Origin of the sequence: Paenibacillus sp. LBL, assembly GCF_029893715.1 — a bacterium.
GTDB classification, from domain to species: Bacteria; Bacillota; Bacilli; order Paenibacillales; family Paenibacillaceae; genus Paenibacillus_AQ; species Paenibacillus_AQ glucanolyticus.
The window spans coordinates 201679-227741 of sequence record NZ_JARXYU010000005.1 but is presented as its reverse complement, the minus strand read 5'-3'; the positions used below and the strand labels follow the sequence as shown (position 1 = coordinate 227741).

The 26063-nt window shown below is 37.0% G+C and carries 30 protein-coding genes and 1 pseudogene; 30 read left to right on the top strand and 1 reads right to left on the bottom strand.

Annotated features, from left to right (window positions below):
* Window positions 1-145: 145 nt before the first annotated feature.
* Window positions 146-1096 carry a phospho-N-acetylmuramoyl-pentapeptide-transferase gene (gene mraY / locus M2277_RS14365; protein ID WP_280755022.1) on the bottom strand — a complete coding sequence of 317 codons (951 nt, stop codon included), beginning with the start codon at window positions 1094-1096 and terminating at the stop codon, window positions 146-148.
* A 454-nt stretch (window positions 1097-1550) separates the two neighbouring features.
* Between mraY and xerA the strand changes: the two genes are divergently transcribed.
* The 30 genes and pseudogenes from xerA to M2277_RS14220 all read left to right on the top strand — a co-directional run bounded on the left by xerA (window position 1551) and on the right by M2277_RS14220 (window position 26041).
* Complete coding sequence (xerA, locus tag M2277_RS14360) at window positions 1551-2576, top strand: site-specific tyrosine recombinase/integron integrase (RefSeq protein ID WP_280755021.1); 1026 nt, start codon at window positions 1551-1553, stop codon at window positions 2574-2576.
* Window positions 2577-2671: 95 nt separating this feature from the next.
* Window positions 2672-3391, top strand: coding sequence for a metallophosphoesterase family protein (locus M2277_RS14355; protein WP_063479316.1), 720 nt, complete (start codon window positions 2672-2674; stop codon window positions 3389-3391).
* A gap of 233 nt (window positions 3392-3624) precedes the next feature.
* Complete coding sequence (locus M2277_RS14350) at window positions 3625-4164, top strand: SMI1/KNR4 family protein (RefSeq protein ID WP_280755020.1); 540 nt, start codon at window positions 3625-3627, stop codon at window positions 4162-4164.
* A 229-nt stretch (window positions 4165-4393) separates the two neighbouring features.
* Window positions 4394-4927: a P-loop NTPase family protein gene (locus tag M2277_RS14345; RefSeq protein ID WP_063479318.1), complete on the top strand. Its 534-nt coding sequence runs from the start codon at window positions 4394-4396 to the stop codon at window positions 4925-4927.
* 148 nt (window positions 4928-5075) lie between these two features.
* Window positions 5076-5705 carry a hypothetical protein gene (locus M2277_RS14340; protein ID WP_063479319.1) on the top strand — a complete coding sequence of 210 codons (630 nt, stop codon included), beginning with the start codon at window positions 5076-5078 and terminating at the stop codon, window positions 5703-5705.
* A gap of 230 nt (window positions 5706-5935) precedes the next feature.
* Window positions 5936-6466, top strand: a complete 531-nt coding sequence (locus M2277_RS14335; RefSeq protein ID WP_063479320.1) for a hypothetical protein — start codon at window positions 5936-5938, stop codon at window positions 6464-6466.
* Window positions 6438-6722, top strand: a complete 285-nt coding sequence (locus M2277_RS14330) for a hypothetical protein (RefSeq protein WP_063479321.1) — start codon at window positions 6438-6440, stop codon at window positions 6720-6722. Before M2277_RS14335 ends, M2277_RS14330 begins: the two co-directional genes overlap by 29 nt.
* A 399-nt stretch (window positions 6723-7121) precedes the next feature.
* Window positions 7122-7247, top strand: coding sequence for a GrpB family protein (locus tag M2277_RS31745; RefSeq protein ID WP_081742828.1), 126 nt, complete (start codon window positions 7122-7124; stop codon window positions 7245-7247).
* The gene (locus tag M2277_RS14325) at window positions 7244-7498 is read left to right on the top strand and encodes a dihydrofolate reductase family protein (protein ID WP_387803058.1); all 255 of its coding nucleotides are present in this window, start codon (window positions 7244-7246) and stop codon (window positions 7496-7498) included. The genes M2277_RS31745 and M2277_RS14325 overlap by 4 nt, the downstream gene beginning before the upstream one ends.
* Before the next feature lie 274 nt (window positions 7499-7772).
* On the top strand, window positions 7773-8054 hold the full coding sequence (locus tag M2277_RS14320; protein WP_036642829.1) for an RNA polymerase alpha subunit C-terminal domain-containing protein: 282 nt from the start codon (window positions 7773-7775) through the stop codon (window positions 8052-8054).
* 594 nt (window positions 8055-8648) lie between these two features.
* On the top strand, window positions 8649-9173 hold the full coding sequence (locus tag M2277_RS14315; protein ID WP_006209851.1) for a phosphotransferase-like protein: 525 nt from the start codon (window positions 8649-8651) through the stop codon (window positions 9171-9173).
* 197 nt (window positions 9174-9370) lie between these two features.
* Window positions 9371-9616 (top strand): hypothetical protein, encoded by a 246-nt coding sequence (locus tag M2277_RS14310; protein ID WP_006209852.1) that lies wholly within the window; start codon window positions 9371-9373, stop codon window positions 9614-9616.
* A gap of 33 nt (window positions 9617-9649) precedes the next feature.
* Window positions 9650-10150: a hypothetical protein gene (locus M2277_RS14305; RefSeq protein WP_036642808.1), complete on the top strand. Its 501-nt coding sequence runs from the start codon at window positions 9650-9652 to the stop codon at window positions 10148-10150.
* A 164-nt stretch (window positions 10151-10314) separates the two neighbouring features.
* Complete coding sequence (locus tag M2277_RS14300; protein ID WP_280755019.1) at window positions 10315-10815, top strand: hypothetical protein; 501 nt, start codon at window positions 10315-10317, stop codon at window positions 10813-10815.
* A 196-nt stretch (window positions 10816-11011) separates the two neighbouring features.
* Window positions 11012-11467, top strand: coding sequence for an NUDIX hydrolase (locus M2277_RS14295; RefSeq protein ID WP_006209856.1), 456 nt, complete (start codon window positions 11012-11014; stop codon window positions 11465-11467).
* 229 nt (window positions 11468-11696) lie between these two features.
* Window positions 11697-12167: a hypothetical protein gene (locus M2277_RS14290; RefSeq protein WP_006209858.1), complete on the top strand. Its 471-nt coding sequence runs from the start codon at window positions 11697-11699 to the stop codon at window positions 12165-12167.
* Window positions 12168-12379: 212 nt separating this feature from the next.
* On the top strand, window positions 12380-12964 hold the full coding sequence (locus M2277_RS14285) for an HD domain-containing protein (RefSeq protein WP_006209859.1): 585 nt from the start codon (window positions 12380-12382) through the stop codon (window positions 12962-12964).
* A gap of 193 nt (window positions 12965-13157) precedes the next feature.
* On the top strand, window positions 13158-13757 hold the full coding sequence (locus M2277_RS14280; RefSeq protein ID WP_280755018.1) for an HNH endonuclease: 600 nt from the start codon (window positions 13158-13160) through the stop codon (window positions 13755-13757).
* Window positions 13758-13912: 155 nt separating this feature from the next.
* Window positions 13913-14164 (top strand): SMI1/KNR4 family protein, encoded by a 252-nt coding sequence (locus M2277_RS14275; protein ID WP_280755017.1) that lies wholly within the window; start codon window positions 13913-13915, stop codon window positions 14162-14164.
* Between the two features lie 703 nt (window positions 14165-14867).
* Window positions 14868-15083, top strand: a complete 216-nt coding sequence (locus tag M2277_RS14270) for a hypothetical protein (RefSeq protein WP_280755016.1) — start codon at window positions 14868-14870, stop codon at window positions 15081-15083.
* 1029 nt (window positions 15084-16112) lie between these two features.
* Window positions 16113-16811 (top strand): response regulator transcription factor, encoded by a 699-nt coding sequence (locus tag M2277_RS14265; RefSeq protein ID WP_280755015.1) that lies wholly within the window; start codon window positions 16113-16115, stop codon window positions 16809-16811.
* Window positions 16812-16813: 2 nt separating this feature from the next.
* Complete coding sequence (locus M2277_RS14260) at window positions 16814-17737, top strand: sensor histidine kinase (protein ID WP_280755014.1); 924 nt, start codon at window positions 16814-16816, stop codon at window positions 17735-17737.
* A 97-nt stretch (window positions 17738-17834) separates the two neighbouring features.
* Window positions 17835-18758 (top strand): ABC transporter ATP-binding protein, encoded by a 924-nt coding sequence (locus tag M2277_RS14255; RefSeq protein WP_280755013.1) that lies wholly within the window; start codon window positions 17835-17837, stop codon window positions 18756-18758.
* Window positions 18751-19488, top strand: a complete 738-nt coding sequence (locus M2277_RS14250; RefSeq protein ID WP_036642822.1) for an ABC transporter permease — start codon at window positions 18751-18753, stop codon at window positions 19486-19488. Before M2277_RS14255 ends, M2277_RS14250 begins: the two co-directional genes overlap by 8 nt.
* Before the next feature lie 10 nt (window positions 19489-19498).
* A complete protein-coding gene (locus tag M2277_RS14245; RefSeq protein ID WP_280755012.1) occupies window positions 19499-20227 on the top strand; it encodes an ABC transporter permease in 729 nt (242 codons plus the stop codon).
* A 1305-nt stretch (window positions 20228-21532) separates the two neighbouring features.
* Window positions 21533-21976, top strand: coding sequence for a DUF4279 domain-containing protein (locus M2277_RS14240; protein ID WP_280755011.1), 444 nt, complete (start codon window positions 21533-21535; stop codon window positions 21974-21976).
* A 230-nt stretch (window positions 21977-22206) separates the two neighbouring features.
* Window positions 22207-22733: pseudogene (locus M2277_RS14235) on the top strand (GNAT family N-acetyltransferase).
* 920 nt (window positions 22734-23653) lie between these two features.
* Window positions 23654-24202, top strand: a complete 549-nt coding sequence (locus M2277_RS14230) for a GNAT family N-acetyltransferase (protein ID WP_006209873.1) — start codon at window positions 23654-23656, stop codon at window positions 24200-24202.
* A gap of 601 nt (window positions 24203-24803) precedes the next feature.
* Window positions 24804-25235: a GNAT family N-acetyltransferase gene (locus M2277_RS14225; protein ID WP_006209875.1), complete on the top strand. Its 432-nt coding sequence runs from the start codon at window positions 24804-24806 to the stop codon at window positions 25233-25235.
* A 236-nt stretch (window positions 25236-25471) separates the two neighbouring features.
* On the top strand, window positions 25472-26041 hold the full coding sequence (locus tag M2277_RS14220; protein ID WP_280755010.1) for a hypothetical protein: 570 nt from the start codon (window positions 25472-25474) through the stop codon (window positions 26039-26041).
* Window positions 26042-26063 lie beyond the last annotated feature (22 nt).

Below are 26063 nucleotides of genomic sequence, written 5' to 3'. Positions count from 1 at the left end.
GAAAACTAAAGGATCAGGCCCTAGCGGTCTGATCCTTTAGTTTTGTGAATTACTTCAAAACCTAGAGGTTTTGTCCAAGTCTCTGATGAATCGCAATACACGGATGGCGATATGCTATACCGACGTTCACCCTATTTCAGAGTCCCTACATTGCATACTTTACAAGCACCCAACAGAACAGAGCCATAAACCAAGAAACAAACCCGAATACCATCACGATTTTGTTCTCGCTCCAGCCATACTTGAGACTGAAGTGGTAGTGGATAGGCGTCATCCGGAACAACCGCAGCTTGGTGCGCTTGTAATACCATACCTGCAGAATGACGGAAAGCTGTTCAGCCAAATAGATGAAGAACAGAAGCGGAATCAGAATTTCGACCTTCTCAATGACGGCCAGAAACGACAGGGACCCGCCAATGGCCAGTGATCCAGTATCACCCATGAACGCTCGGGCAGGATAAATATTATAGAGCAGCAGGCCGAGCAGACAGCCAATCATGACCAGCGAGAACATCTGCACCTCGGGTTTATCGGAGATCAGAAAGAAGAAAAAGTAGGTAGGTATCGCCACATTGATTAACAGCCCGTCCAAACCATCGGTAAAGTTGATGGCATTAGCCGACCCTACAATGAATAATAGCATGACGATGATGTATACGCTGACAGGCAGATGAAGCTGAAATCCATGGAATAGCGTGATCGCACTTGTCAGCGAGAAGGACTGGAACAGCACATACAGCAGTATACCCGTAAACAGGAACTGGAGCACGAGTTTCATACGTCCGGAAATACCGGAGGGGTCCTGCCAGGCTGCTTTTTTGAAATCATCCATAAACCCGATGGAGCTGAACAAGAGAAAAGATGAGCACAAAAAAACGGTAAGTGGCGCAGGATGAAACTGCAGTGACATGGCCACGCCAACCAGCAGAATAAGCCCAGCCATTAACGGCGTCCCGCGTTTGGCCTGATGATCGGGAGGCAGCTCGGTCCGTATCGGCTGTGTAAGCTTTAAGGTGCGTAATGCCCAAATGAGCAGTGGCGTAAAGAGTGTCACCAGCAGGAATGATAGTCCGGATACGCCCAGAATTCCGTTCATAAGATACACATCACTTTCTATCGATTTCGTATTAGTACATTGTATTTCAATGAAATGGACAAATATTCCTTCTGATTTCTAGAATTGGTAGGGTACGTTAGTGGACAATCGTAATACCATGGCCGTCATTTACCGTGGAGTAAAGGGATAACACCCCTTCAACATCCACCACAAGATGGTCTCGTGAAACGAGGAGCTGCAGTAACAATCACGTATACTCTATTCTTTAGGTAAGAATGCCACTGAACGCAGATGGATATATATCTTAAGATGTGAGTTATTCGAAGACGGCGTATAACATCAAAACCGATTTGCTACGCTACTCGTTATCATGTTGAGTTGAATGGGGTTGGATTATAAAGGATGAACAGCATCGAAAGTATCAGGAGCTTACAACGTCGATTACGGCGATTGTGAGCTCTTTTTGCTTTCCAATAATTAGGTTGCTGCTATAATGAGAGAGTGGGAACGTACCGACTCCATTCAACAGTTATATACACTTTTTGAAGGAACGAAGATTTATGTTGATAGCGTGTTGATGAAAGAGTGCAGCTTGTTTAACAATGAACTTAATATGCAGGATAAAACTCCAATCTATTCTTGGAATGAGTCGATAAAAAGGTCCTTGGTTCATGCACTGCAGCTTCGAGGTTATAGTAAAAAAACGATAAAAGCTTATTGTAGTCAAGTCCATCGATTTCATACTTTTGAACAGCAGCAAAATAATGGGATGGGTCATGAGAACATGATTCAGAGTTATTCATTACACTTACTTCACAGGAAATGTTCGCATTCCTATGTTAATCAAGCGCTCAGCGCGATCAAATTCTACGCTCATAAAGTATTATTGCATGAGGAAACCGTCTCTTATGTTCGCCCTAAGAAAGAAAAGAAGTTGCCGAATGTGTTATCGATGAACGAAGTGATGTTAATCTTAAAAGCACTCCATAATTTAAAACATCGTGCGATCCTATACCTTACCTATTCCTCAGGGTTACGGGTAGGGGAAGTGGTCCGTTTGAAAACTCAAGACATTGATTTCGAGCGAAAAACACTTCGAGTTTCTCAAGGCAAAGGTCGAAAGGACCGTCTTACGCTGTTATCCGATACAGCTATTGATATTGTTCAACCGTATTTACAACAAGAAAAGCCTGAGATGTGGATGTTCCCAGGTCAACACCCAGAGCGCCATATTACTGAACGAACTGTTCAAAAAGTGTTCGAACAAGCACGTGCTGTCTCTGGAATCCAGAAAAAGGTTAGTATTCACGCCTTACGCCATTCATTCGCCACACATCTATTGGAGAGTGGAATTGACATTCGCTTCATTCAAGAGTTGCTCGGTCATCAAAGTGTACGCACCACCGAAAGGTACACACATGTGAGTGTGAAGGACATAAGAATGATTAAAAGTCCGTTAGATCAAATGGAAGAGGAGTCGTACACTTGGTTGTTGAAGATGTGTTCACGAAGTTCGTAAACATCTCAAGAGATGATAATTTTGCGAAGTTCGTGAAAAAGACGTTCAGGTGAAATCCCCCAAGAGTTTAAAAACATTTATAGTTAGGAGATTCTATGAAGCGAATAATAATGATTAGCGATATTCATGGATGTATCGATCAATTAAATCAGATGTTGCAACTTATCAAATATAATTCGATAGATGATCAGTTGTTTTTGCTTGGTGATTATGTAGATAGAGGACCTAATAGTAAAGCAGTAGTTAATAAAGTAATCGAATTAGTAAGTATGCATAATGCCATTGCTTTACGAGGCAATCATGACCAACGATTGGTTGATTTTATAAATAATGATAGCGCATTGATTAGATCTAAATTTATTGAACATGGGGGAATACAAACTCTCCAAAGTTATTGTGATATTAATAACATTAATAACGAAATCTCTAATGAGGTATTGAACCAGGCGAAGGATAAAATTAAGACTTTTTTTGGTCACCACATAGACTTTTTAAGTGAATTACCTTTATATCACGAAGATCATGATCACATTTATGTTCATGCGGGATTGAATCCCAATTTTATAGATTGGAAGAACCAGCCAGAACATGATTTTATGTATATTAAGGATGAATTCATTCAACACACTTTTGAGGATCTAAACAAAAGAGTTATTTTTGGACATACAAGAACTATTGATATCCATGGCGCATCAGATATTTGGTTTAGTAAAGACAAGATAGGAATTGATGGCGGATGTGCATATGGAATGCAGTTGAATTGTTTAATTTTTCAAGAAGGATTGTATATAACGGAACAGATAAAGAACTGTTGAAAGTAAATCCAGGAAGTGGGTAACATCACCTAACATCATATCCACGCATCGGAGTCGAACGGCTCCTCGGTCCGCGAGAAGCATTGGCAGGGAAACAGATTCAGCGGACACATCCGCACCGACTAACCGCATCGCGGCCGCTCCCGTAGGTCGCTTAAGTCGATGGGACGTCGTGGATACAGGAACGTTATGTGAAAGTGCGAAGTCAAAATGAGAAAAAGGAGAGTTCTAGAATGAATGGACAAAGCCTCATAAAATCCCTTGTTAAAGAAAAAGAGATCCATGAAACATATGAAGTAGCATCGAAAGAAGATATAGAAAAAACAGAAAATGATTTGAATTGCAAACTACCAAAATCATATTGCGATTTTGTATCACAGTTTAGCAATGGTGCATTTATATACATGATTCAAGAAGTAAGTGCAGTAGGAGATGGTGACAAACAAATCTTGCCGATGCAGAGACTTTCTTTACAAAGAATGACTAGCGTTGAGACTCATGAAATGATTAATATTAGAGAGGGTGGATCTGTGAACGTAGACCATTTAATCCCGTTTTTTCTAGATCATAATGGAAATGCATGGTGTTTCATTGTGAATCAGATGATAGATGAAGAATACATAGTTGCTTATTTCGATAGCCACAACCCCAAATTGTATGGAATCATGGATAATTTCAATGAGTGGTTAAAGGTTTTGATAAACAATAGAGAGGAAGTTATTAGAACCATATATGACGATAATGTGATTTCTATGGAACTAGGTTTGGGATAAATACTAGTTTTAGATGGAATATTTCAGAGTACCATCACATAACACTAGATTTACGCATTGTCGCTAACGCTTCTCGGTCCGGGTAAGGTGAATCGAAGAAGTGTGCCGGATACATCTGCACTCCCTAACCGCGTCGCGGCCAGGTCTACGGCCTTTAAGGGAGTGAGACGTCGTAAATCTCTGAACGTTATGTGAAATTGCTTGAAATCAAATAAATAAAGGAGAAACTATGACCCAATTGCCAAGAAGAATCCACATCATTGGCTCTACTGGAAGTGGTAAAACTTACCTAGCTAAAAATTTATCTAAGCAATTGGACATTCCTTACTATGAACTAGACAAGGTAATGTGGAGTAGTTCAATAGAAATGGCAGGGAAAAATTCTCCTGAAGTTCGTGAGAAACTATTAAATGAAATAATAGTAAAGGACTCTTGGATTGTAGAAGGAGTTTATTACAAGTGGCTGACTGAGAGTTTCAATTTAGCAGACCAAATCATATTTTTAACACCAAATACATTTGTAAGAGACTTAAGAATAATTAATAGATTTATTAAACAAAGAATAGGCATTGAAAAATCTAATTATAGACAAACACTAAAAGGATTATTGGAAATGATTAAATGGAATCATGGATTTGAAGCGCAGAAAAAAAAGGACATCTTAGAAATATTAAAACGGTATGACTACAAATTAGCAATATTAAAGAATAATAATGACATAATCAATGAGAGTAATTCAAAGAAGCTAAGTGACCTCACATAACATAATATTCAAGCAGCGGCTCCGTTGGAGCCTTGGTCTGCGAGGTGGCTTTCGAAGAAGCATTTCAACAGACAACCCCGTTGGGGTTCATGAATACAGGAACGTTATCAGAAATAGTTGCAAAGTCAAATAAATCTAAAAAGGGAGGATGGATACCCTGCGTACATATGCAAAATATAAATCTATTTCAACTCCGATAGGTCATCATATCTTCAGATATGATACAGAGTTTCAATCAGTTAATGGTCCAGGAGAAGTATTAGGACTAATTGTAATGATGAATCCAGGTGAGGCAAGGCCCGATTCAGAGTTGCAATTTCAAAAGCTTTGTAGTACAGAGCACACAATCGATGAGTTGGAGTTAACTAAACCTGATAAAACAATGAGTAAGGCTATAAGATTGATTAAGACTGCATTCGAAATTAATAACATACCTCTACCCGAACAATATACTTTTCATGTGGAAAACTTATTTAATTTAAGGGAAAAGAAAAGTAAAAAAGCAATAAAACTTGTCAATGAATTAATGGACTATAAGGATGTTTTATTTAAGACAAGAGAATTAAATGATGAATATCAATTTGTCTTAACAGCTTGGGGAAACGTTAAAATAAATTTAGAGAAACAAAAAATTATGAATAAATATCGTAATCATTTTAAAGTTAGTAAATTTAACTTTAGAAAATCAGTATACTATTCAGATTATCCAGTTCATGTTTTATATATGAATACAGATTACTTTATTGAGGCTGCAAAGGATAAGATAAATCGCAAGTAATTCAAGTTGGCAACTACTTCTGATAACATCATATCCACGCATCGGAATCTGACGACTCCTTGGTCCGCCCGATGAGTATTGGCAGGTAAGCGTGCAGGCGGACACATCCGCACCGACTAAGCGCATCGCGCCGACTGCATTCGCAGCCTTAAGTTGGTAGGACGTCGTGGATACACGAACGTTATCTGCAATGAGCGCGGATTCAAATAAACAATAGGGATGGTCATCTAATGAGAGACTCATTTTCGCTAAGGATAACTAAAATTATAGCGGATAGAGCAGGTCATAGATGTTCTAATCCAGTCTGTAGACGAGCGACTTCAAAAGCTCATCCTAATGATCCGGAGCTTTCAGTTAATCTTGGAATTGCTGCACATATCACAGCAGCAAGCCCAAACGGCCCAAGATATGATCAAAGATTAACAACAGATGAACGTAAGAGTGCATCAAATGGAATATGGGTATGCACGAGATGTTCAAAAGAAATAGATTCTGCTGAATCGGCTTACTCTGTGGATTTATTAAGAAGATGGAAAAAGGATATCGAAGTCGCTACAGCGAGAGATACTGTAGAAATAGAAGCGGGGAAGTTACAGGCATATGAATATCAGAATGTGCTTCAAGATGCTTTTGAAGTTATATTTTCTGACCAACTATTTCGTAAACGCTCCGAAGTCAAAGTAAATGAAGGTAGAAAACGAATAGATGTGGTCTTTAGCAATGAGTCAAAACATGGATTTTTTTTATGGATTAAAAAATGACTATAATATTTTTTGTCCGAATATCGTTATTGAATGTAAAAATTACAATGATGATCTTGCTAATAGTGAAGTGGATCAACTAATTGGAAGATTAAATAAACATATCGGGAATTTTGGCATTTTAGCTGCCAGAAAGATAACAGACGATAAACTCTTAATACAGAGACTCAAGGATGCATTAAGAGATGATAAATACATTATTTATATAGTAGATCAAGATATAATAAAATTGCTTGAATTGAAAAAAAGTGGATAGAGAAATTAATGACTACATGAATAGCAAGTTCGAAGAAATTATATTGTAAACTCAATTGTTTATTAATTTTTTGTTGTAGTTCAGTATAAAAAGAAAAGTTCTATCAAACGTCGCATAACATAATATTCACGCTGCGGGCATACGCCCTTGGTCCGGCATTCGCCGGACACCCAGCATACGCTGGGTCGTGAATACAGAAACGTTATAAGAAATCGGCGAAGAGCATTTAAAATCATTTGAGTTGGTGATTTCAATGAAGGATCAAATCGTTATTGAGCGATACAGCTATAATTGGCCGAATCTATTCAATGAATTACAAACCAAGATCACGACAATGATTGGCTCTGACATACTAAGAATTGATCACCAACTGCAGTAACTGGATTAGCTGCAAAGCCCATCATTGATATTCAAATATCTGTTAAGAATTTAGTGTTCATGGAGAGTGTCGCATCCGGCCTTGCATCATTAGGCTTCCGATATCGTCTGGATAATGATGACTTGTCGGTCCGAACGCTTCTCTGATCCAGGGCGACCTCGTAGCGGCCATACGTCGGCTGAAGGTTCTGCATGAAGGGGAGATTGAAGTTGCCGGGCCGGAGTTGGCGCACAGTCTAACGGAGCTCGGTCTCGTTGATGAGTATCGCCTCTATCTCCATCCAGTCGTGCTGGGTCGCGGCAAGCCGTTCTTCGTCGGTCCGCGGCCGCCGCTGCGCCTTGTGGCAAGTGATCGAATTGGCGAGCAGGTGATCAGGTTGACCTACGTTCCAGCTTAGTTTTATGGTTGACCCAGCGGCCTAAAAAGGAACGATATAAATATAGGGAATTAACTAGGCTACCATGAATCTGTAAAGGCAGTCTCGTTAAGCTTTAGAGCAGAATTGCTCAATAACCTGATGATATTGATGAAGCGTCCCTAGTGTCTTTTACTTCGTAAGCGCTAACCAACCAAACGGACAATTAAGCAATTTATGAGAAACTTAATAAACTCCAAAATGTTATACTTGGGAATAAAGGGTTTGCATGAAAAGGAGGACAATTACGATGGCTATTACAACCTTGAGGACTTGTAAAAATGGTCACGACTACTATAAAAGCTCTGATTGCCCAACTTGCCCTATATGTGAGGCAGAAAGAGAGATCGAAAGTGATTTTCTCTCCAAGATAGGTGCACCTGCCCGAAGGGCTCTTGAACGGAACGATATTACCTCACTCCAACGCCTGTCAGAGTATGCTGAGTCGGATATCTTGAAGCTACATGGTGTCGGTCCCAGTACGATCCCAAAGCTAAGAATGGCATTAGAGAAGTTTGGTTTATCATTTAAGAAATAGAAATAACATGTCATTCAGATTAGCCATTACTCCAGTTCGATCAATCAGAAATAACCTGTGCCTAAAGAAAAAATCTCTGAATCGTATCACAACTCATTAAGTTAACGGAATACGATAGTTCTATAATAAGACCTGAGAGCCACTCAAGAAAATGGGTGGCTCTCTTTGCCGGAGAGCTGGCTCATAATGCCGGAGACGTGGCTCTCACTCACCGGAACGCTGGCTCAATATGCTCCGGAGTATTCAGCCAAAACTGATTTCATATGGGAAATTATGAAGAAGGCGAATAAATGGAGCCAAAAAAGCGGATGGAACCCCATTAAAACAAATTTGTAAGTGAATCGGAGAAGCGCCGACATCTTATAACGATGTATTCACGCATCGGGGCCGGCCCCTCGGTCCGCCAGATGGTTTTCGAGGAAGTGGATCAGGTGGACACACCTGCGAGGCTAAGTCCAGTCGGACCCGGTCACTTCGTGACCTTAAGCCACTCGGCGTCGTGAATACGGGAACGTTATCCGAAACCCCCTAAATCTTATAAAACATAAGAAAGAGTATATCTACATAAAACCCATGCAAAGGAAGATGAGAAACATGGATAAAGGGAGAATTATATTTTTGAATGGTATAACAAGTTCAGGTAAAACTTCTATAGTAGAAGCTATGCAATCTTACTCTGAACCATTTTTTTATGTAGTTGCCAATGATCTTTTTGAAAATACGATTGGTGATAAACATCTGCAGACAGACTACTGGAAATATCTAAGTGAAGTAATAATTATGATGTATCACACTGCAAAATTATTTTCGGATAATGGAAAGAATGTTTTAATCGATGGGATACTTGTTGAAAGGCCTGAGTTAAAGCCACATTATGATAAAGTCAAAGATATTTTTAATGGGTATCCTTTGGAAATAGTTGAGGTGTACTGTCCTTTAGATCTTTGTCGTAAACGAAATATAGAACGTGGTGATAGAAGAGAAGAACAATCAGATGAGCAAAATAAAATAATGTCACAAAACATTCGCTATAGCTGCTCAGTCGATACAAGTTTGAATTCACCAGAAGAATGTGCAGAAATTATTATTACATCATTATTCAAAAAGAACGATAAATAATCGAAAATTGTTCCAGCTCCGCGGCTGCCGCCGCTCGGTTTACCTGAGGTATTTTGAGGAAGCGGATTCAGGCAGGCACATCGATTCCCCCTAAGATAAGAGCTATCTAAGGGGAATCGACGTCAGGAACACACGAACGTTATCGGAAATTCTCATAAAATATACTGAATAAAAAAACTGTACAGGAGGTGTAAAGAATGTTCAACATTTATGAAATATCTCAGGAAGAACATGAGATGATTATAAGAGCAAACGATCAATTTGGATTAATCTTTGAAGTATGTTTAGAGGCAATAGAGTTATCTTGGACATTTACTAAAAATTATCAGATCAGTGCCTGGATATTTGCTGGTTTTTTATCTCAAACCAATAATTCATTGTATTTAGCGATTTTATCATTAATTAGAAAGCATACTGTTCAAACAAGCTTTAATTTACGTTAATCAATTGAGTCTTCAGTATTGGCGTGTTATGCATTGTATAATCCTAAAATTGATAGTTTTGCTATCAAAAATGATCAAGGTTCAATGGTAGAGAAATCAGGAGTAAAATCAAAAGCAAATAAATGGATTGAAAATAATTATAAAGACATGTCTGATACAATTCATGTGTATAAAAAGCAGATTAATAGTAAATTCGCGCATTCTAGTATCTTAAGTGCATTTGGAAATTTTGAATTGAGTGAAGAACACTATCAAGGAGTTTCTTGGATATTTGATAGAACTGAAGATAGAGACATTCATTTTCAACTACTAAGTTTGGTTAACCTTGTTCTTATACAGGTTGAAATGTTTTATAGAGTAATTAAAGATTATCCCATAGTTGGAATTGTTGATGACTTTACTTTCCGTTATGAAAAGATACATGGTACAGTGACTTTATTAAATGACTTTTATAAATTGATTGCTGAAGAACTTGCTAAAGGGGAAGTAGTTGAAATACCTATCTTACGTACATTGAATGAAGAAGAAACATGAGAACATCCGATAACATAATATTCAAGTAGCGGCTCCGTTGAAGCCTAAGTCTTCTGGAAGAATTTCGAGGAGGAATTTCAGCAGACACATCCGACTAAGTCGGTCGTCATGAATATAGGAACGTTATGTGAAATCAACATAAAAAAATTGAAAGAGTGGTATGAATGACTGGATGCAGATTTTTATTCATTTCTTCTAATGGAGATATGATTATAAAGATCTCCCAACCCAAAAATCACAAATATAAGTCTGTACCTCAATTAGCAAATCAGAATGTACTTGAGGTCATTTTATTTTACAAAAATAAAGACAGGAAGCCACATCAATTGCTTACCATCGAATTTGAACGATTCCGATTAGATTCCAATGGCAATTATGAAGAAACAGAAGTAGATAGGAAAAGAGCTTTTCATAATTTCTTTGCTTTTGGAATGCCGAGTTTACTCGAAGGAGTAGAAGTCGATGATAAACCATTACCTATACCTGTTGCTCCTATAGTTCCAACCGATAGTGAGAAAAGATCATTATACAGTTACATAAATGAGAAGTTACCTAATTTAGCTGCTGCTGCCCCGTATGTTGTTGAGAGTAAAATTAAAGCATCGAGAGAGAAATACGAAGAGTTTAAAACCATGGCAAAGAAATCAAAGAACCGACTTAAGTAGTTAGAAGATGATGCTGACATCACATAACATTATATTCACGCATCGGGCATACGCCCTCGGTCCAGCAGGGGGATTTCGGGAAAGCAGAAGCAGAGCCGGACACACCCAGCATTCGCTGGGCGTCGTGAATACGGGAACGTTATAGGAAATCCCCGCATGATCTAAAGACAATATAAAAGGACAGAAGGGATAAAAAGTGAATTATTCATGGCATGAACTCTATGAAATAGATCGTTTTACAATAAAGTATGTTGTGTTGATTGCCAAGAGCAAGAGCCAGTTTATTCTGATTAGAAATAAGAACCGAACTGTTTGGGAACTTCCGGGAGGAAAAATTGAACAAAATGAGCAATTAATCGAAGCCGCAAGTAGAGAATTATTTGAAGAGACAGGTGCATTAATTTTTGATTTAGTTGAGATTGGAATCTATCAAATGAATGGCGAATATGGAGTCGTATTTGAAGCAGACGTTGAGGAACTTGGAGAACTTCCAGATTTTGAAATTGCTGAAATTCAATTGAGTGAGTATTTACCTGAAGGATTAAATTACGGAGAAATTTATTATCACATCTATGAAAAGTATCAAGAAATCAAAATTAGTAAGGAATTAATAAAAACAAAGATAAATTTAAAAGAGAAAGTAATAATGTGAGAGTTGCTCGAAGAAGGCGGGGACATCTTATAACATCATATCCACGCATCGGAGCCTGACGACTCCTCGGTCCGCGAGAAGCATCGGCAGCGAAGTGGAGTCAGCGGACACATCCGCACCGACTAATCACATCGTGGCCAGCTCCTGGCGGATCCTTAAGCCGATTGAACGTCGTGAATGCGGGAACGTTATATGAAACCTCGGTATTGTATGAAAGAAGGAAAAACAAATGAATAAGGAACAGTATTTTGAAGATCTTCAAGATATAATAAACGATTTAATTTATATCGGTTCCTCTGAAGCTGATCTTCAAGAAGAAATTGAAACAAATATGTGGAGAATCTCGATTTCTCCTGAATTGATTAATCAAATTACAACTGACGATTTCAACGAATTTATAAATAAAGTTATACAGAATCGGAAAGATCAAATAGAAAGCTCTAGTTCAAATCTAGGTATGTATTTTTATTTATGGTTTGATATTATGGCAAGTCAATTAAGATTCAATCTGATATCTGACATAAACAAGAAATTACCATTTAGCTGTGAAATACGAATATTAAATAATCCAAGAGAAATACTTGATGATTTTTTAGGGTCCCCATTTCATAATGGGTTACCAATAGAAGGACATAATGATGACTCAGAAGATAAAGAATATATATTAAAGATTTATAAATTGCATTTAAAAAAGGACTAATATGAAAGTAAATCGAAGATGACCGAGGCATCGCATAACATAATATTCACACTACGGGGCTTACACCCCTTGGTCGTCCGATGTATAATCATGGAAGATAACTCGGACGACACACGAGCCGGCCTAAGATAAGAGCTATCTAAGGCCGGCTCGCGTCGTGAATACAGAAACGTTATACGCAATTACTGCAATAACTAGTGGGGGACTATCCAATGGAGAATTTAGAAAATCAGATTAACTTTTTGATAGAGATTGATAAGTTAAAGAACATCGAAAGGAAAACTAAGATAATAAGTGGTTCGAGATTAGAAAATGATGCCGAGCATTCATGGCATTTAGCAATGATGGCAATCATTTTACATAAACAAGCTAATCATGAAATTGACCTGTTCAAAGTCATTAAGATGTTATTAGTTCATGATTTAGTAGAAATAGATGCAGGGGACACCTTTGCTTATGATACAAAAGGACAAGTTGATAAGTATAATCGAGAAATTTTAGCTGCGAAGAGACTGTTTGGATTGTTGCCAGAAGAACAAGGAAATGAATTGATGGAATTATGGATTGAATTTGAAAACAAGGAAACCAATGAAGCAAAGTTTGCTTCTTCGCTGGACAGATTGCAGCCATTAATTCATAACTACTTAAATCAAGGAGACACTTGGAGGAAATACAAAATAACAAGTGAGCAGGTAATAAATCGAAATAGTGAAATCTCTAAAGGTTCAGAATCATTATGGGAATATGCCAAACAAATTATTAACAAGTCAGTAGATCAAGGGATACTAAGTAAGTAGTTCGAAGAAGCCAGTAACAGCGTATAACACCACATTAACGCGTTGGGCCAGCTATGCTGTCCCTCGTCCGCAAGGAGCATTATCGAGAAGTGGATTCAGCGTACAACCCTGCACCAACTAAGATAGGAGATATCTAAGCCGGTTAGGGTTCGTGAATGCAAGAACGTTAGGCGAAATTATTGCAATCAATTAAATGAAAGGAATGATAGTTGAAGATGGGAATGCTTCGAAATCAAAGATATTTGAATATTGGATGAATTGGTTAGATAAGAAGGGAATTGATTGGGGAGAGCCGTGTTGTTGGGCATGTGGCAGGTTATGGGAGGATAAATATGATATAAAGAAACCTCATGCAACTAGGGAAGAAATAATAAAGAATTGGGATAATGTCCCGTTACAGAGATGCCATATTGTTGCCAAGCAATTTGACGGTACTGATGAACCCTCAAATTTGTTTTTAATGTGCAGGGATTGTCATGATAAAGCTCCGAATACTAGATCGGTAGAAGCATTCTTAATATGGATAGAAAAGCAAAATTGGTATGAGAATTTTAGAGACGAGGTAATGAAGGAAATAAAAAATTTTGGATTTGAAGACAGGGTTGAAGAGTTGAACGAAATAATTGCAAATAAAGAAATAAAGGATAAAATCAGTGAAAACTTAGGGGTACATATGAATCAGAATGGAAAAGGTGCTCAAATAACCATCTCAACATATATTTCAGCGTTTTATGGATATCTAAAAGAACAAGACAAATTGAAAGTCTCTCAAGAAGGCAATAACCTCGCATAACATAATATTCACGCTGCGGCTCTTTTGGAGCTTGGGTCTGCGTGCGGGATGGAGCTCAAAGAGGCATATCAGCAGACAACCCCTCTATGGGTTCATGAATACAGGAACGTTATGTGAAAGTGCGAAGTCAAAATGAGAAAAAGGAGAGTTCTAGAATGAATGGACAAAGCCTCATAAAATCCCTTGTTAAAGAAAAAGAGATCCATGAAACATATGAAGTAGCATCGAAAGAAGATATAGAAAAAACAGAAAATGATTTGAATTGCAAACTACCAAAATCATATTGCGATTTTGTATCACAGTTTAGCAATGGTGCATTTATACATGATTCAAGAAGTAAGTGCAGTAGGAGATGGAAACAAACAAATCTTGCCGATGCAGAGACTTTCTTTACAAAGAATGACTAGCGTTGAGACTCATGAAATGATTAATATTAGAGAGGGTGGATCTGTGAACGTAGACCATTTAATCCCGTTTTCTCTAGATCATAATGGAAATGCATGGTGTTTCATTGTGAATCAGATGATAGATGAAGAATACATAGTTGCTTATTTCGATAGTCACAACCCCAAATTGTATGGAATCATGGATAATTTCAATGAGTGGTTAAAGGTTTTGATAAACAATAGAGAGGAAGTTATTAGAACCATATATGACGATAATGTGATTTCTATGGAACTAGGGTTGGGATAAATACTAGTTTTAGTTGGAATATTTCAGAGCATCATCACATAACACTAGATTTACGCATTGTCGCTAACGCTTCTCGGCCGGGTAAGATGAATAGAAGACATCTGCACTCCCTAACCGCGTCGCGGCCAGGTCTACGGCCTTTAAGGGAGTGAGACGTCGTAAATCTCTGAACGTTATGTGAAATACCCTTAAATAAGAAAGGAAAACGATTATGATATCTTTGTTAATTAACTTAACTTGATTAACAGTATTTTGAATTGCTTAAAGCGATTATTCCAAGTATTATGACAGGATTCTCTATAATAGTTGGCGCACTTCTTACTGTTTATCAAATTTTTCGAAATAAGAAGAAAGAAATAGATTTTAAAATACACGAGCAAAGGAAAGAAAAGTACGAAGAATTAATAAGATTATTTCGTGATATTTGCCAGTGCTAAGAGTGGCATAGAAGGTGAACTACCTTTTGACCATACTCACTGGCTTAATACTCAGCTTGGTATGATCTTGTATGGCTCTCAGAATGTGATTATGAAAATAAATAAATTGAATGAAGAAGCAAGAGCGCAAAAATCTTCTACAGAAATATTATTTTGTTTTGGCGAGTTGATTCTTGAGATGAGAAAAGAAGTTTGATTTAATGATAAAGGCTTAGGTATACGTGAATGTTTAAGCTTATACATAACAGATATAAAAGATCCAAGATTTGATCAAGCATTCAGTGAATATGAAAAAAGAAGAAAGAAAAACTTGTTTCTTGAGTGTTAATCGGGGAAGAGGGTACTTCACATAACAGAGCATTCCTGTTTCGTCGCTGATGCTCCTTAGTCCTCCAAGAGGGATTTCGAAGAAGTGAGTTCAGGAGACACATTCAAGCGGCTAAGTCTGACGACCCGGTGCTACGCACCAAGCCTTTCTCTATTATTCTCATGTCTAATTATCTATGCAGCATTACAACCATTATCCAGATACATTTGGATTAGACGATTTATGAAAGTTGTCGGTGGAATTGTTTCTACAATAATGCTAGTAGGAACAGGTTACATAATAATTGTATTTCCGATTTTAACATTCATGATGGATCTCAGGAGTGCAAGTGTTTTTATGGGAAGCAATTTATTATTTTTTTGATTCTAACCATTTATTAAGATTAATTGAAGCATATCAGGTTCTGGTTGTATCGATAGTTGTATTTGCATATTTTGGCCGAAGTATTACCATAAATTCTTAAAGATATTTAAGTAATGGAAATTCTCAGGATCAAAGAGACATCCTATTTTTTATTGATAAAGCTTTATCTGTCTTCTTCTCCAGAAGAAGGGCATATGAACTAGTTATTGTGCTGACTTTTGTAACAACTCTTGATAAGTTGCACGGTGGACCAATTATTGATAATGAATTCGAAATAATTTCGTACATATGTTGAGATTATTTGATGAAATTCTTTCAGGATATTAACTCTTCTGCGAGGGGCTTTATGGTACTAACTAATTTTCCTGTGATCGGACAATTTCGATAGCGAATAAAGAATGCTGCCATAAAATAATAACATTACTTCGTGTTGATTTACATTTTTTTGGAATTATCATTAATCTAACATCTGGGAAATAGTATATTAAATCAGCTGCACTTATTTTGAAAGAAAAAAAGGGGCGAAGAAACCTCATGACAAATAGAATACTCATAATAGATGATGATGTGGAATTGTGCTCATTAGTAAAAAAATGCGTATCACAAGTAAACCTAGAAACTGATATGGCATATAACGGGCAAACAGGATTACTTCAAGTCATGAATGAAAACGACTCATATTCCCTAATTATTTTAGATGTGATGTTACCTAATATGGACGGTTTTCAAGTATTATCTGGAATAAGAAAATATAGTAATGTACCCGTACTTATGCTGACGGCTAAAGGAAGTGAGCCGGATAAGGTAACAGGTCTTAGCCTTGGAGCAGATGACTATTTAACAAAGCCGTTCAGTATCAATGAACTCATTGCTAGAGTGCAATCTTTGATTAGAAGATATACTACTTTTAATTCCAGGGATTCTGTAAGCATTCTTACCTTTAAAGGAATTGTTATCGACAAAGAAATAAGAACTGTTCATGTTGAGGACAAGCTAATTGATTTAACAGGAAAGGAATTTGATTTATTAGTATTTTTAGCTTCGAATAAGGGGCGTGTGTTTACGAAGAAACAAATCTATACACAAGTTTGGAACGATGATTATTCTTTTGACGACAATAATATTATGTCCTTTATAAGTAAGTTGAGGAAGAAAATAGAACCCAATTCAGAACAGCCATTTTATATTTTAACGGTACACGGAGTAGGTTATCGTTTTAATAAGGAGGCTTAATTATGGAATGGATCTATATTCTACTTATGGCTCTAGCTTCTTCTCTTATGGTTATCATTTATTTGGTAACAAAACTGTATAAGGTTTCTGAACAACTTTCAATTATTGAAGATTCTTTAGTGGATATAAAAAAAGGGAATTGGAATCGTCGTGTTTTGGCAAATGAAAATGATTTCACTAAAACAATTTGTTATTCCATAAATGATATAGCAATGAAAAGTCAAACTCAACTCATACAGTTAAAGCAATCCGAACAAGCTTATAAGCGACTTATGACGAGTTTATCCCATGATGTGAGAACACCTTTAACTTCTTTAGTTGGCTATTTAGAAGCAGTTCAAAAGAAGTTTGTTACAGGCAAAGAAAAAGAAGAATATCTTGAGATTGCTTTAAATAAAGCACATCATTTGAAGGGTTTTGTTGAAGTTTTATTTGATTGGGTCAAGCTTGACGCAAAAGAGCAAGTGTTTAAACTTGAAGAACAGGATATAAACGAATTTACTCGTGATATATTGGTGAATTGGATACCAACCTTTGAGGAAGAGCATTTTGAATATAAAATTGATATTTCTGACAAAGAATGCTTTATCCGATTAGATCCAAATGCTTATATAAGAATTGTTAATAATTTAATTCAAAATGTTATTGCACATAGTGAGGGAACTAGAATTGATCTACAAATAAGTGAAAATGAACAAAACGTTATGGTTCAGGTTAGTGATAATGGAAAAGGGATTTCTCCTAATGACCTGCCGCATATATTTGATAGACTGTATCAAAGTGATGAATCACGTTCGACTAACGGAAATGGTTTAGGGCTTGCTATTGCTAGAGAACTTGTCCATCTGCATAAAGGAACAATCCATGCTCAAAATTCATTATATGGTGGTACAGCATTCATAGTAAAACTTCCGAAAGTTCTTTAATTTTTAAGAGCTTTTTTTATTAGCAAGAAACAAACAAGATTTCGGCAAGATTTTGGCAAGATTTGTTTGATAAACTTTAAATAAAGGAGGCATTCATATGACAAAGTATACGATAGAAACTAAACAACTTACTAAAATCTATAAGGATCAGAAAGCTGTAAATAATGTAAATATCCATGTGAAAAAAGGACGTATTTACGGTTTGCTCGGTCGTAATGGCGCCGGTAAAACGACAATTATGAAAATGATTTTAGGGTTAACATCTACCTCTTCTGGTGAGGTAGACGTATTTGGTAATAACATTAAAGGAAGAGAAAAGCAGGTATATCCCAGAATTGGAGCGATTATTGAAACGCCCGGATTCTATCCAAACTTAACTGGAACAGAAAATTTAAATATTTTTGCAAAACTGCGTGGTACATCTGCTCCTAACGCTGTGAAGAACGCATTGGAAGTTGTAGGATTACCGTATAAGGATAAAAAGCTGTTCGGTGAGTATTCTCTCGGTATGAAACAACGTCTGGGTATTGCTAATGCTATTTTGCATGACCCAGAACTCCTGATTTTAGATGAACCTACAAACGGTCTGGACCCTATAGGTATAGCAGAAGTCAGGGATTTTATTAAGAAATTGAGCGTTGAACGTGGGAAAACAATTCTTATTTCCAGCCATATTCTTTCTGAAATTTCATTGCTTGCGGATGATATTGGAATTATCGACAATGGTATTCTGTTAGAAGAAAATAGTATGGAGGAACTTAAACGAAAAAATGGTAAGTACATTCTACTTCAAGTTTCTGATGCTGCTAAAGCCAGCTTGATCTTGGAACGTCAATTCGGTTTGAAAAGTTATTCTGTGAAAGATGATCATACGTTGCAAATCTATAATAATTCTCTGGATATGGCTTCTGTTAATAAGGCACTTATATTGGGAGATGTGTCGGTTATTAGTTCTCAGCTTTGTAATGATACTTTAGAGGACTATTTTAGGAAAATTACGGGAGGAGATGGCATTGCTTAAACTTATTCAAATAGAATTTCTTAAGTTACGACGCAGAACATTTGTGTGGATTATGATGTTTTCAGCTCTCATCATGCCATTCCTTGCGTACTTATTATTTAAATATGCGTGGGATACAGGCGGTGACCCTGTACAGTTTTATAAATGGTCAGCGTTCGGACTTACACTTTTTATTGTCTTACCTGTTGTTTTAGGAATATTAAGCACAATGCTAATGTACAATGAAAATCAATACGATATGCTTAAACAACTTTGGATTGTGCCTGTCAGCAAAATGAGATATTTCTTTAGTAAATTTTTTGTGGTTTTGATTTATTCTGTTTGCTTCATGTTAGTCACAGCTGTAGGTTCCGTTATATTTAGTATACTTCTCGGAGATATCGCATTTGATTGGCAAAACGTTTTGTTTTTGATAAGAAAGTGTTTGGAGATTGGTGTTATTACAGCTTTTGCAATGCTGCCGATTTTGGCAATTGCTACAACGCAAAACGGATATATTCTTCCAGTTGCTATAACACTAATTTATGCTTTTCTTGGTTCTATTATAGTGTCGATAAATATGTATATACATCCGTTATCCAGCATGGCAGTAATCGTTGCTCGAAACGGAGATATTCCAGGACTGAACAATACACAGGTAATTAGCATACCTTTGGCTTTTCTTAGCATTTTTATCTGGGGGATTGTATCCGTACTTCTTGCAAACGTTGCATTAGCAAGAAGAAAGTGAGGTGTTAATAATGCGAACGCTACTTTGGGCGGAACATCAAAAGATTCGCCGGTTAAGTTTTGTTTGGATTGCAATTTTTGCGACGGTTATGGTAGCAGTTATTGTTTTTTTATCCGGGTTAACAGACAATGACGGTATTCGAGATATAGATACTATAGGTTGGTATATGGCTGTTGCTCAACCACTGGCAACATTTTTCGTTCTTCCAGCGGTTATTGCTCTCTTAGGTAGTTACATGATTTGTCGTGAAGAACAGGAGAATACAATCGATTCACTTCGACTTATCCCCGTGAATGAAGCAAAGTTGACAATTGCAAAAATGATTATAACCCTTGTATATAGTATTCTTTTTTACTTATTGCTCTTTGCTATAACATTTTTCACTGAAGCAGCTTTACATTTTTCTGATTTATCCATAGGGATGGTCATGAATTTTTTGAAAGCTTATTTTTTGGATGGTATATGTATATTTCTAGCAATATCACCTATTATTGCTTTGATATCATACATGAAAAAGGGATATTGGATTGCGTTAGTTATCACTGAATTTTATTCTTTTATTGGATTATTTACAAGTACGTCAAATACCCTAAAAGCTTTATATCCTATTACAGCTGTATTTACCATATCTGGCTACTATGAAGCATCGACTTTTCAGGTCATGCTTAGTTGCATTAGTTTACTATTTTGCGTAGGAATTGCCGCAGTAACACTTGCAGGCATGAACAAATGCAAATGAAATAGGGCATCTATTTGCCAAACCTCAAAAAAATTCTTTCCGACAATATGAGAAGTGAAGGTTATAAGAATGCTTGTTTAAGAGCTAAAGAACATATTAAAGATAGATTTCTTTAAAGGCCCCTGGTCCAATTGGAAACTCGGAGCCACCTCAGATACACTAAATGAAATGAGTCTGCAAGATGGATTTCGAAGTGGCATTTATGCAGACAACCCTTTTGGGATTCGTGAATACAGGAACGAGAAGAAGTTCAGTGAGAATTTAATTAAAGAATCATGTACTAAATAAAGGAAATGATTCCTTATGATTGCAGGATAGATGGTATTGGAGTACATGTAAAAGAACAGCCCAGACATTAAACTGTACCTACTTTGTTAGTGAAGTCTAACAACAAGGTCAGTTCAGGGGCTGTTTTTTCTCTATTTCTGTTTTCGTAGCTGGAACAAGTTGGGATATATTAAGATGTATATTGTAAAATACTAGAAGCAATAAATTTTGATAAAGGATGGATTTTTTTAATTAGTTATTATGGATATGAGGGGTTATTCGAAATTAATCAAAAAAATATATTGAATCTTTTAAAAACGACATAAAGAATATGAAATAGCAATTACAAAAAAATGATTTGCATAAAGAAAAATGTATGCAGCTAAAGAGGTCGTCAACATCTTATAACATCATACTCATACATCGGAGCTCAGCGCCTCGCGATCCGCGAGAAGCAATAAAAGAATATACATCATATTGTAGAGCATTGCAAGACACTACCGAACATAAAAAAACAAGGGCTGGAGATTTTTGATCATATGATTGATTTTTATAAAACAAAATACTCCTTAAACTCAGGGTGGGCACTCTAAAAAAGCGTTGTTGGAAATCGGTAAAGTACTATATCATTCACAAATACCAGATAATCTGTCCATCCTTGATGCACTGAGATCATTCTGGACACACATTCAAAAGTTTATGAAAAAGATATATCCAGAATGGATGATATACTTCTTAGAAAGACTGACTAGTATTGATCGAATGAATTAGTCATTACGTTCAATATGATGATGCAAAAAGGTTTTATGCTTTATTGTAAAAGAAAACAGATATTAAGTCTTTCATGACTGGTTACATGAATATGGTAGTAGACTTCTAACATTCAGCAGAACATACGAGGAGATATGTGACATTTTCGAAGGGGGAGTTGGCTGGAATGTTGACCACTTGATTTATCAACTGGTTCAAGGTTTATTGATATCGAAAAGGATCAGAAATCCCCGCAAGATATTAAATAACTATTTGAAGGTGGTTTCTTTGGAAAAGACAAATGTAAAAGTATATTTCAGTTTATATGGTGATCAGTTTCCAATTGATCACATCTCAAAAGAATTGAATTTACGACCAACGCATTCGCATACCATGGGAGAACTTATTTCAAGAAAAAACAACTTTAATATCGCCCAGACTATAAAACACATAAGGAAAGAAACTGTATGGGAACTTAGTACGGAATACGAAGAATCCTTAGATGTTACTGTGCAACTAAATAAAATACTAAAACAGCTTTTAGGTAAAGAAGATAAAATAGTTGAATTAAGTAACAAATATAAATTAGAGTGTAAGTTCATGATTGTGATAAGAATGAACGACGGCTTTACTCCCGCACTAATAATAAATAAAGAAATAATAGAATACACAAATAAAATCGATGCAGAAATTGAGTGTGACCTTTATTCTAATCCGTATCAAGAAGAATAATAAATAGAGTTTGGCAATTTCAAAGAAGTCGGGGACATCTTATAACATAGTATTCACACATCGGGACTTTCGACCCTTGGTCTGCAAGAGGGTTTTCGAGGAAGCGGATACAGCAGACAACCCTGCACTAGCTAACTCCGTTGAACCCGGGGCTTAACCCCTTAAGCCTCTCGGGTTCGTAGATACAACAACGTTAGGCGTAATACCCTAAATGCAATGAAAAGGAGACAATGCTGTTGAATGATCAGTTGGTTTTATCTAATCCGAGTATTGAACTGAAAGACTCCTATTTGAGTTTTTATCAGGAATGGAAACAAAGTGGAGAAGATATGGTTCCATGGGTGATAGAGAAAGACCCAGAAAACTTTGAAGACATGATTACATGGCTTAACAATAACAAACAAGGAATGAATACAAATGGCTTTGTTGCCAATTCAACTTATTGGCTAGTAGCAAATCAGATTGTTGTAGGGGCAGTAAATATTAGACACGAATTGACAGATAAACTATTTCATAGTGGTGGACATATTGGCTATGGGATCAGACCGTCGGAAAGGTGGAAGGGATATGCTAAAGAGCTTTTAAGACTTGCTTTATTGAAAAGTAAAAGACTGGGAATATTGAAGGTGCTTTTTTAGTATGTGATGAAATTAATCAAGCATCAAAAAATACAATTATTAAGAATGGTGGATTAAGGGATGGAGATTTTATGGGAGAATATGGAAATATATTAAATAGATTTTGGATAGAGATTTGAAAGGAGGGTACTACGCCTAACAACCTATTCAAGCTGAGGCTCCTTACGGAGCCTGGGCCTGCTGGGATGGATTGCGAAGAGGCATTACAACAGACAACCCCTTTGGGGTTCATAAATACAGAAACGTTATCTGCAAGATATTGCCCCAAAGGGACATTTTGAGAGCTATACATTCGCAACGTCCCGTTGCTTGGAGAAAGGAAGGATATATTGGAAGTTATTATTATGTTGGCAGTGAATCTAGTAATTGGTATCTTTAGTGTGAAAATTGGAATGGACAACTCTAGGAACAATCAACAAATGAAAGAAATGATAGAAGAATTACGAGAGATTAAAGAAATTTTAAGGGATCGAAACTGATTATGATTTAAATAACGAGATGTTAGGATGATCTAAATAACAAAGCTTAGAATACAGATGAAGCCCTAAATACATATAAAAACTAGATAAAGCCATTACGAAGAATACAAGACTATAAACAGTCAAAAACTATATAATTTTACCGATGTGACAATGGCTTTTAAGCTATAAAGTCTGAAAAGACATTAAATTCAAATAGGTCTATAAAGAGAATAAGGCTGTGGCCGACGTCCTGTCTTGATTCGGAGAAGTGGGGCAGATCCAGCAGATAACACCGTTTTCCAGCTTCGCGGTTATCACCGCTCGGTCCGCCCGAGGTTATAGAAGTTAACTCACAATGATGGAATTCAGCGGCGAAGAAGTAGGGGCAGGCGGACACATCTGCAAGGTTAAGTGGCGGAGCCACCCGGCTTCAGTACATGCTTCGCATATGGATTGAGGCAGCTTAAGCCTTTCGACGTCAGGAACACATAAACGTTATATGACATACTGCTAGATAAAATCTATTATTATAATTGTGGGCTAAAATAATTACTTATCTAAGTACACGGAGGGGAAATATGCTATACGGACAACGAGTAACATTAAGGCCTGTTGTTGAAGAAGATTGGGAACTGCGATACGAATGGCTGTCCGATCCTGTAGTTAACCGAACGTTACCATCAGGAAGTGGTATGCCCCTAACACCGGAAGTGGTTAGAGAACGTACCCGGAGTTACGCGCAAACAGATCCATCAGCTGTCTATTTTACCATAATAAAAGAAGACGGCATCGCGATTGGCAGTACCCAATTGTTTAAAATCCATCCTTGGTCCAAGCATGCTGAATTTGGTATTTGGATTGGGAACAAAATGGTATGGGGGCAAGGTTATGCTACAGAAGTGACAAGTGTTGTTCTGGATTTTGCGTTCGAGCGTTTAAACCTTCATAAAGTGTATTTGACTGTAGACGCTGATAATCCTGGTGCTATTCGGAGTTATGAAAAGGCTGGTTTCAAGAAGGATGGCATACTAAGAGACGAAGTCTATAAAAATGGTCAATATGTCGATCGTATATTGATGAGTATTTTGAAACATGAATATTTAAAGCTATCTAATTGTTTCGAATAACCAAGCGTGTAGGATACTTGAAAAAGGGATTATGGCGGTGGAGAGATATGGTTTGATGATATATTAATCCGCAAAGATGGAATGTTTATTCCTGATATTTTAAAAGGATTAAACCCTGAAAACTTAAAGTGATGATATTGACTTCATATTTACATCCTTTACTTAGAAGACCCCTTCAAAAGTATAGAAAGTTCTAAATAATCCATTTTCTCTTTTTTGGGCTACATAAAAAAAATGGAGAACTAGGGTCTATCTTTGCAAAATCAGATATTTAGTGAAGGCATTGGTAGTAAATTCAATATTGTATGTTTTCATAGATTCAGAGAGATATGGATAAACGTTAATAAGATAGAGGAGTTTGAAGAAGGGCTCATTATTAGGAAAGTGTAATCGAAGAAGGCAGATACATCGCCTAACACAGTATCTACACTGCGGGCTACGCCCTTGGTTCGCAAGATGAGGTAGTCAGGGAAGTAGAATCAGCTCACAACCCTGCGAGGCTAAGTCCGTTGGACCCGGTCGCGTTGCTCCCTTAATCCCCTCGGGTTCGTGAATACACAAACGTTACGTGAAATAAGCCTAAATACAGAGGAGAATGTGAATGATAATTCGTGAAGCTGAAACAAAGGACGCCGGAGCGATTGAACGACTATATAAAGAATTGCTTCCAAACAACACAAAAATAAAAGTGTTGGAAGATAGAATAGAAGAAGTTAAACAAAATCCTAATAGTTTCTTGTTCATTTGCGAAGTAGACCAAGAGATCGTTGCAACTGCACATCTGCATCTATGTTTAGATGCGTTGATAGAGTCACAACCTTTTGGGGTTGTAGAACGTGTAGTTGTATCTGGAAACAGACAAGGTCAAGGTTATGGATCGCTCATTATGAAGCATATTGAAGATCTGTGTATTTCAAGGGATTGCGTTAAGGTCTTTTTAACCAGCGGAGCTTCGAGGAAGCAAGCACACGAGTTCTATACAAAGTTAGGTTATGACGGTGATTCGAGTAAAGCCTTTAAGAAGTACTTATAATTTTTGAAAGTTTTTCGAAGATGAGGCAGACATTACATAACACCATATTCCCGAGGCGGGGCGTTTGCCCCTTGGTGCGCCAAGAGCGAAGGGATTTCACTGCGGAGCGAATTCAGAGGTACAGGGAAGCGTTGGCGGAGGACAACCCTGCGAGCCTAACCGCGTCGCGGTCCGGCCCTTCGGGCCTTAAGGTTCTCGGGTTCGGGAATGTAAATTCATTAAGAGAAGGAGATTAAATGAGGTATTTAATAGTATCAATAATTTTATTTTCTCTTATTACAGTTGGCTGTAACAATAATAATGAAATCGATTTTAATCAATTAGTAGATTCATTAGTTAAAGCGGAAAAGACCATGAATAGTAAAGAGCTAGTTACTACTACTGCAACGAGTTCGAGTTCAAGTGATGGTATGATCAATATTAGAATTATGGTAGAAGATAGAGTAACTAATGAACAAGCAAAAGAATTAGTCTTTGATTTCTTTGATGAAATAGAAAGAGGAATTACAGATTTAAACCTGTTTAGAAGAAGCTATCAAATTAATTTTGATATAAAGTCAGAAAAAGATGGAGATTTAATATATAAAGGGCAAAGAAATAAAGGTGAAGAGCAGATTTGGTGGCGTTCTAGAAGACAAGGACATCGTATAACAGTATATTCACGCTTCGGCAGAAAAGCTGCCTCGGTCCGGCATGAAGTTAGAAGTGGATTCCGTGAGGCATTTCAGTTGCAGGGAAGCGCAATAAGCCGGACACATCCTCACCGACTAAGCGCACATCGCGCCCGGCGACATTCGTCGCTTTAAGTCGGTGGGACGTCATGAATAC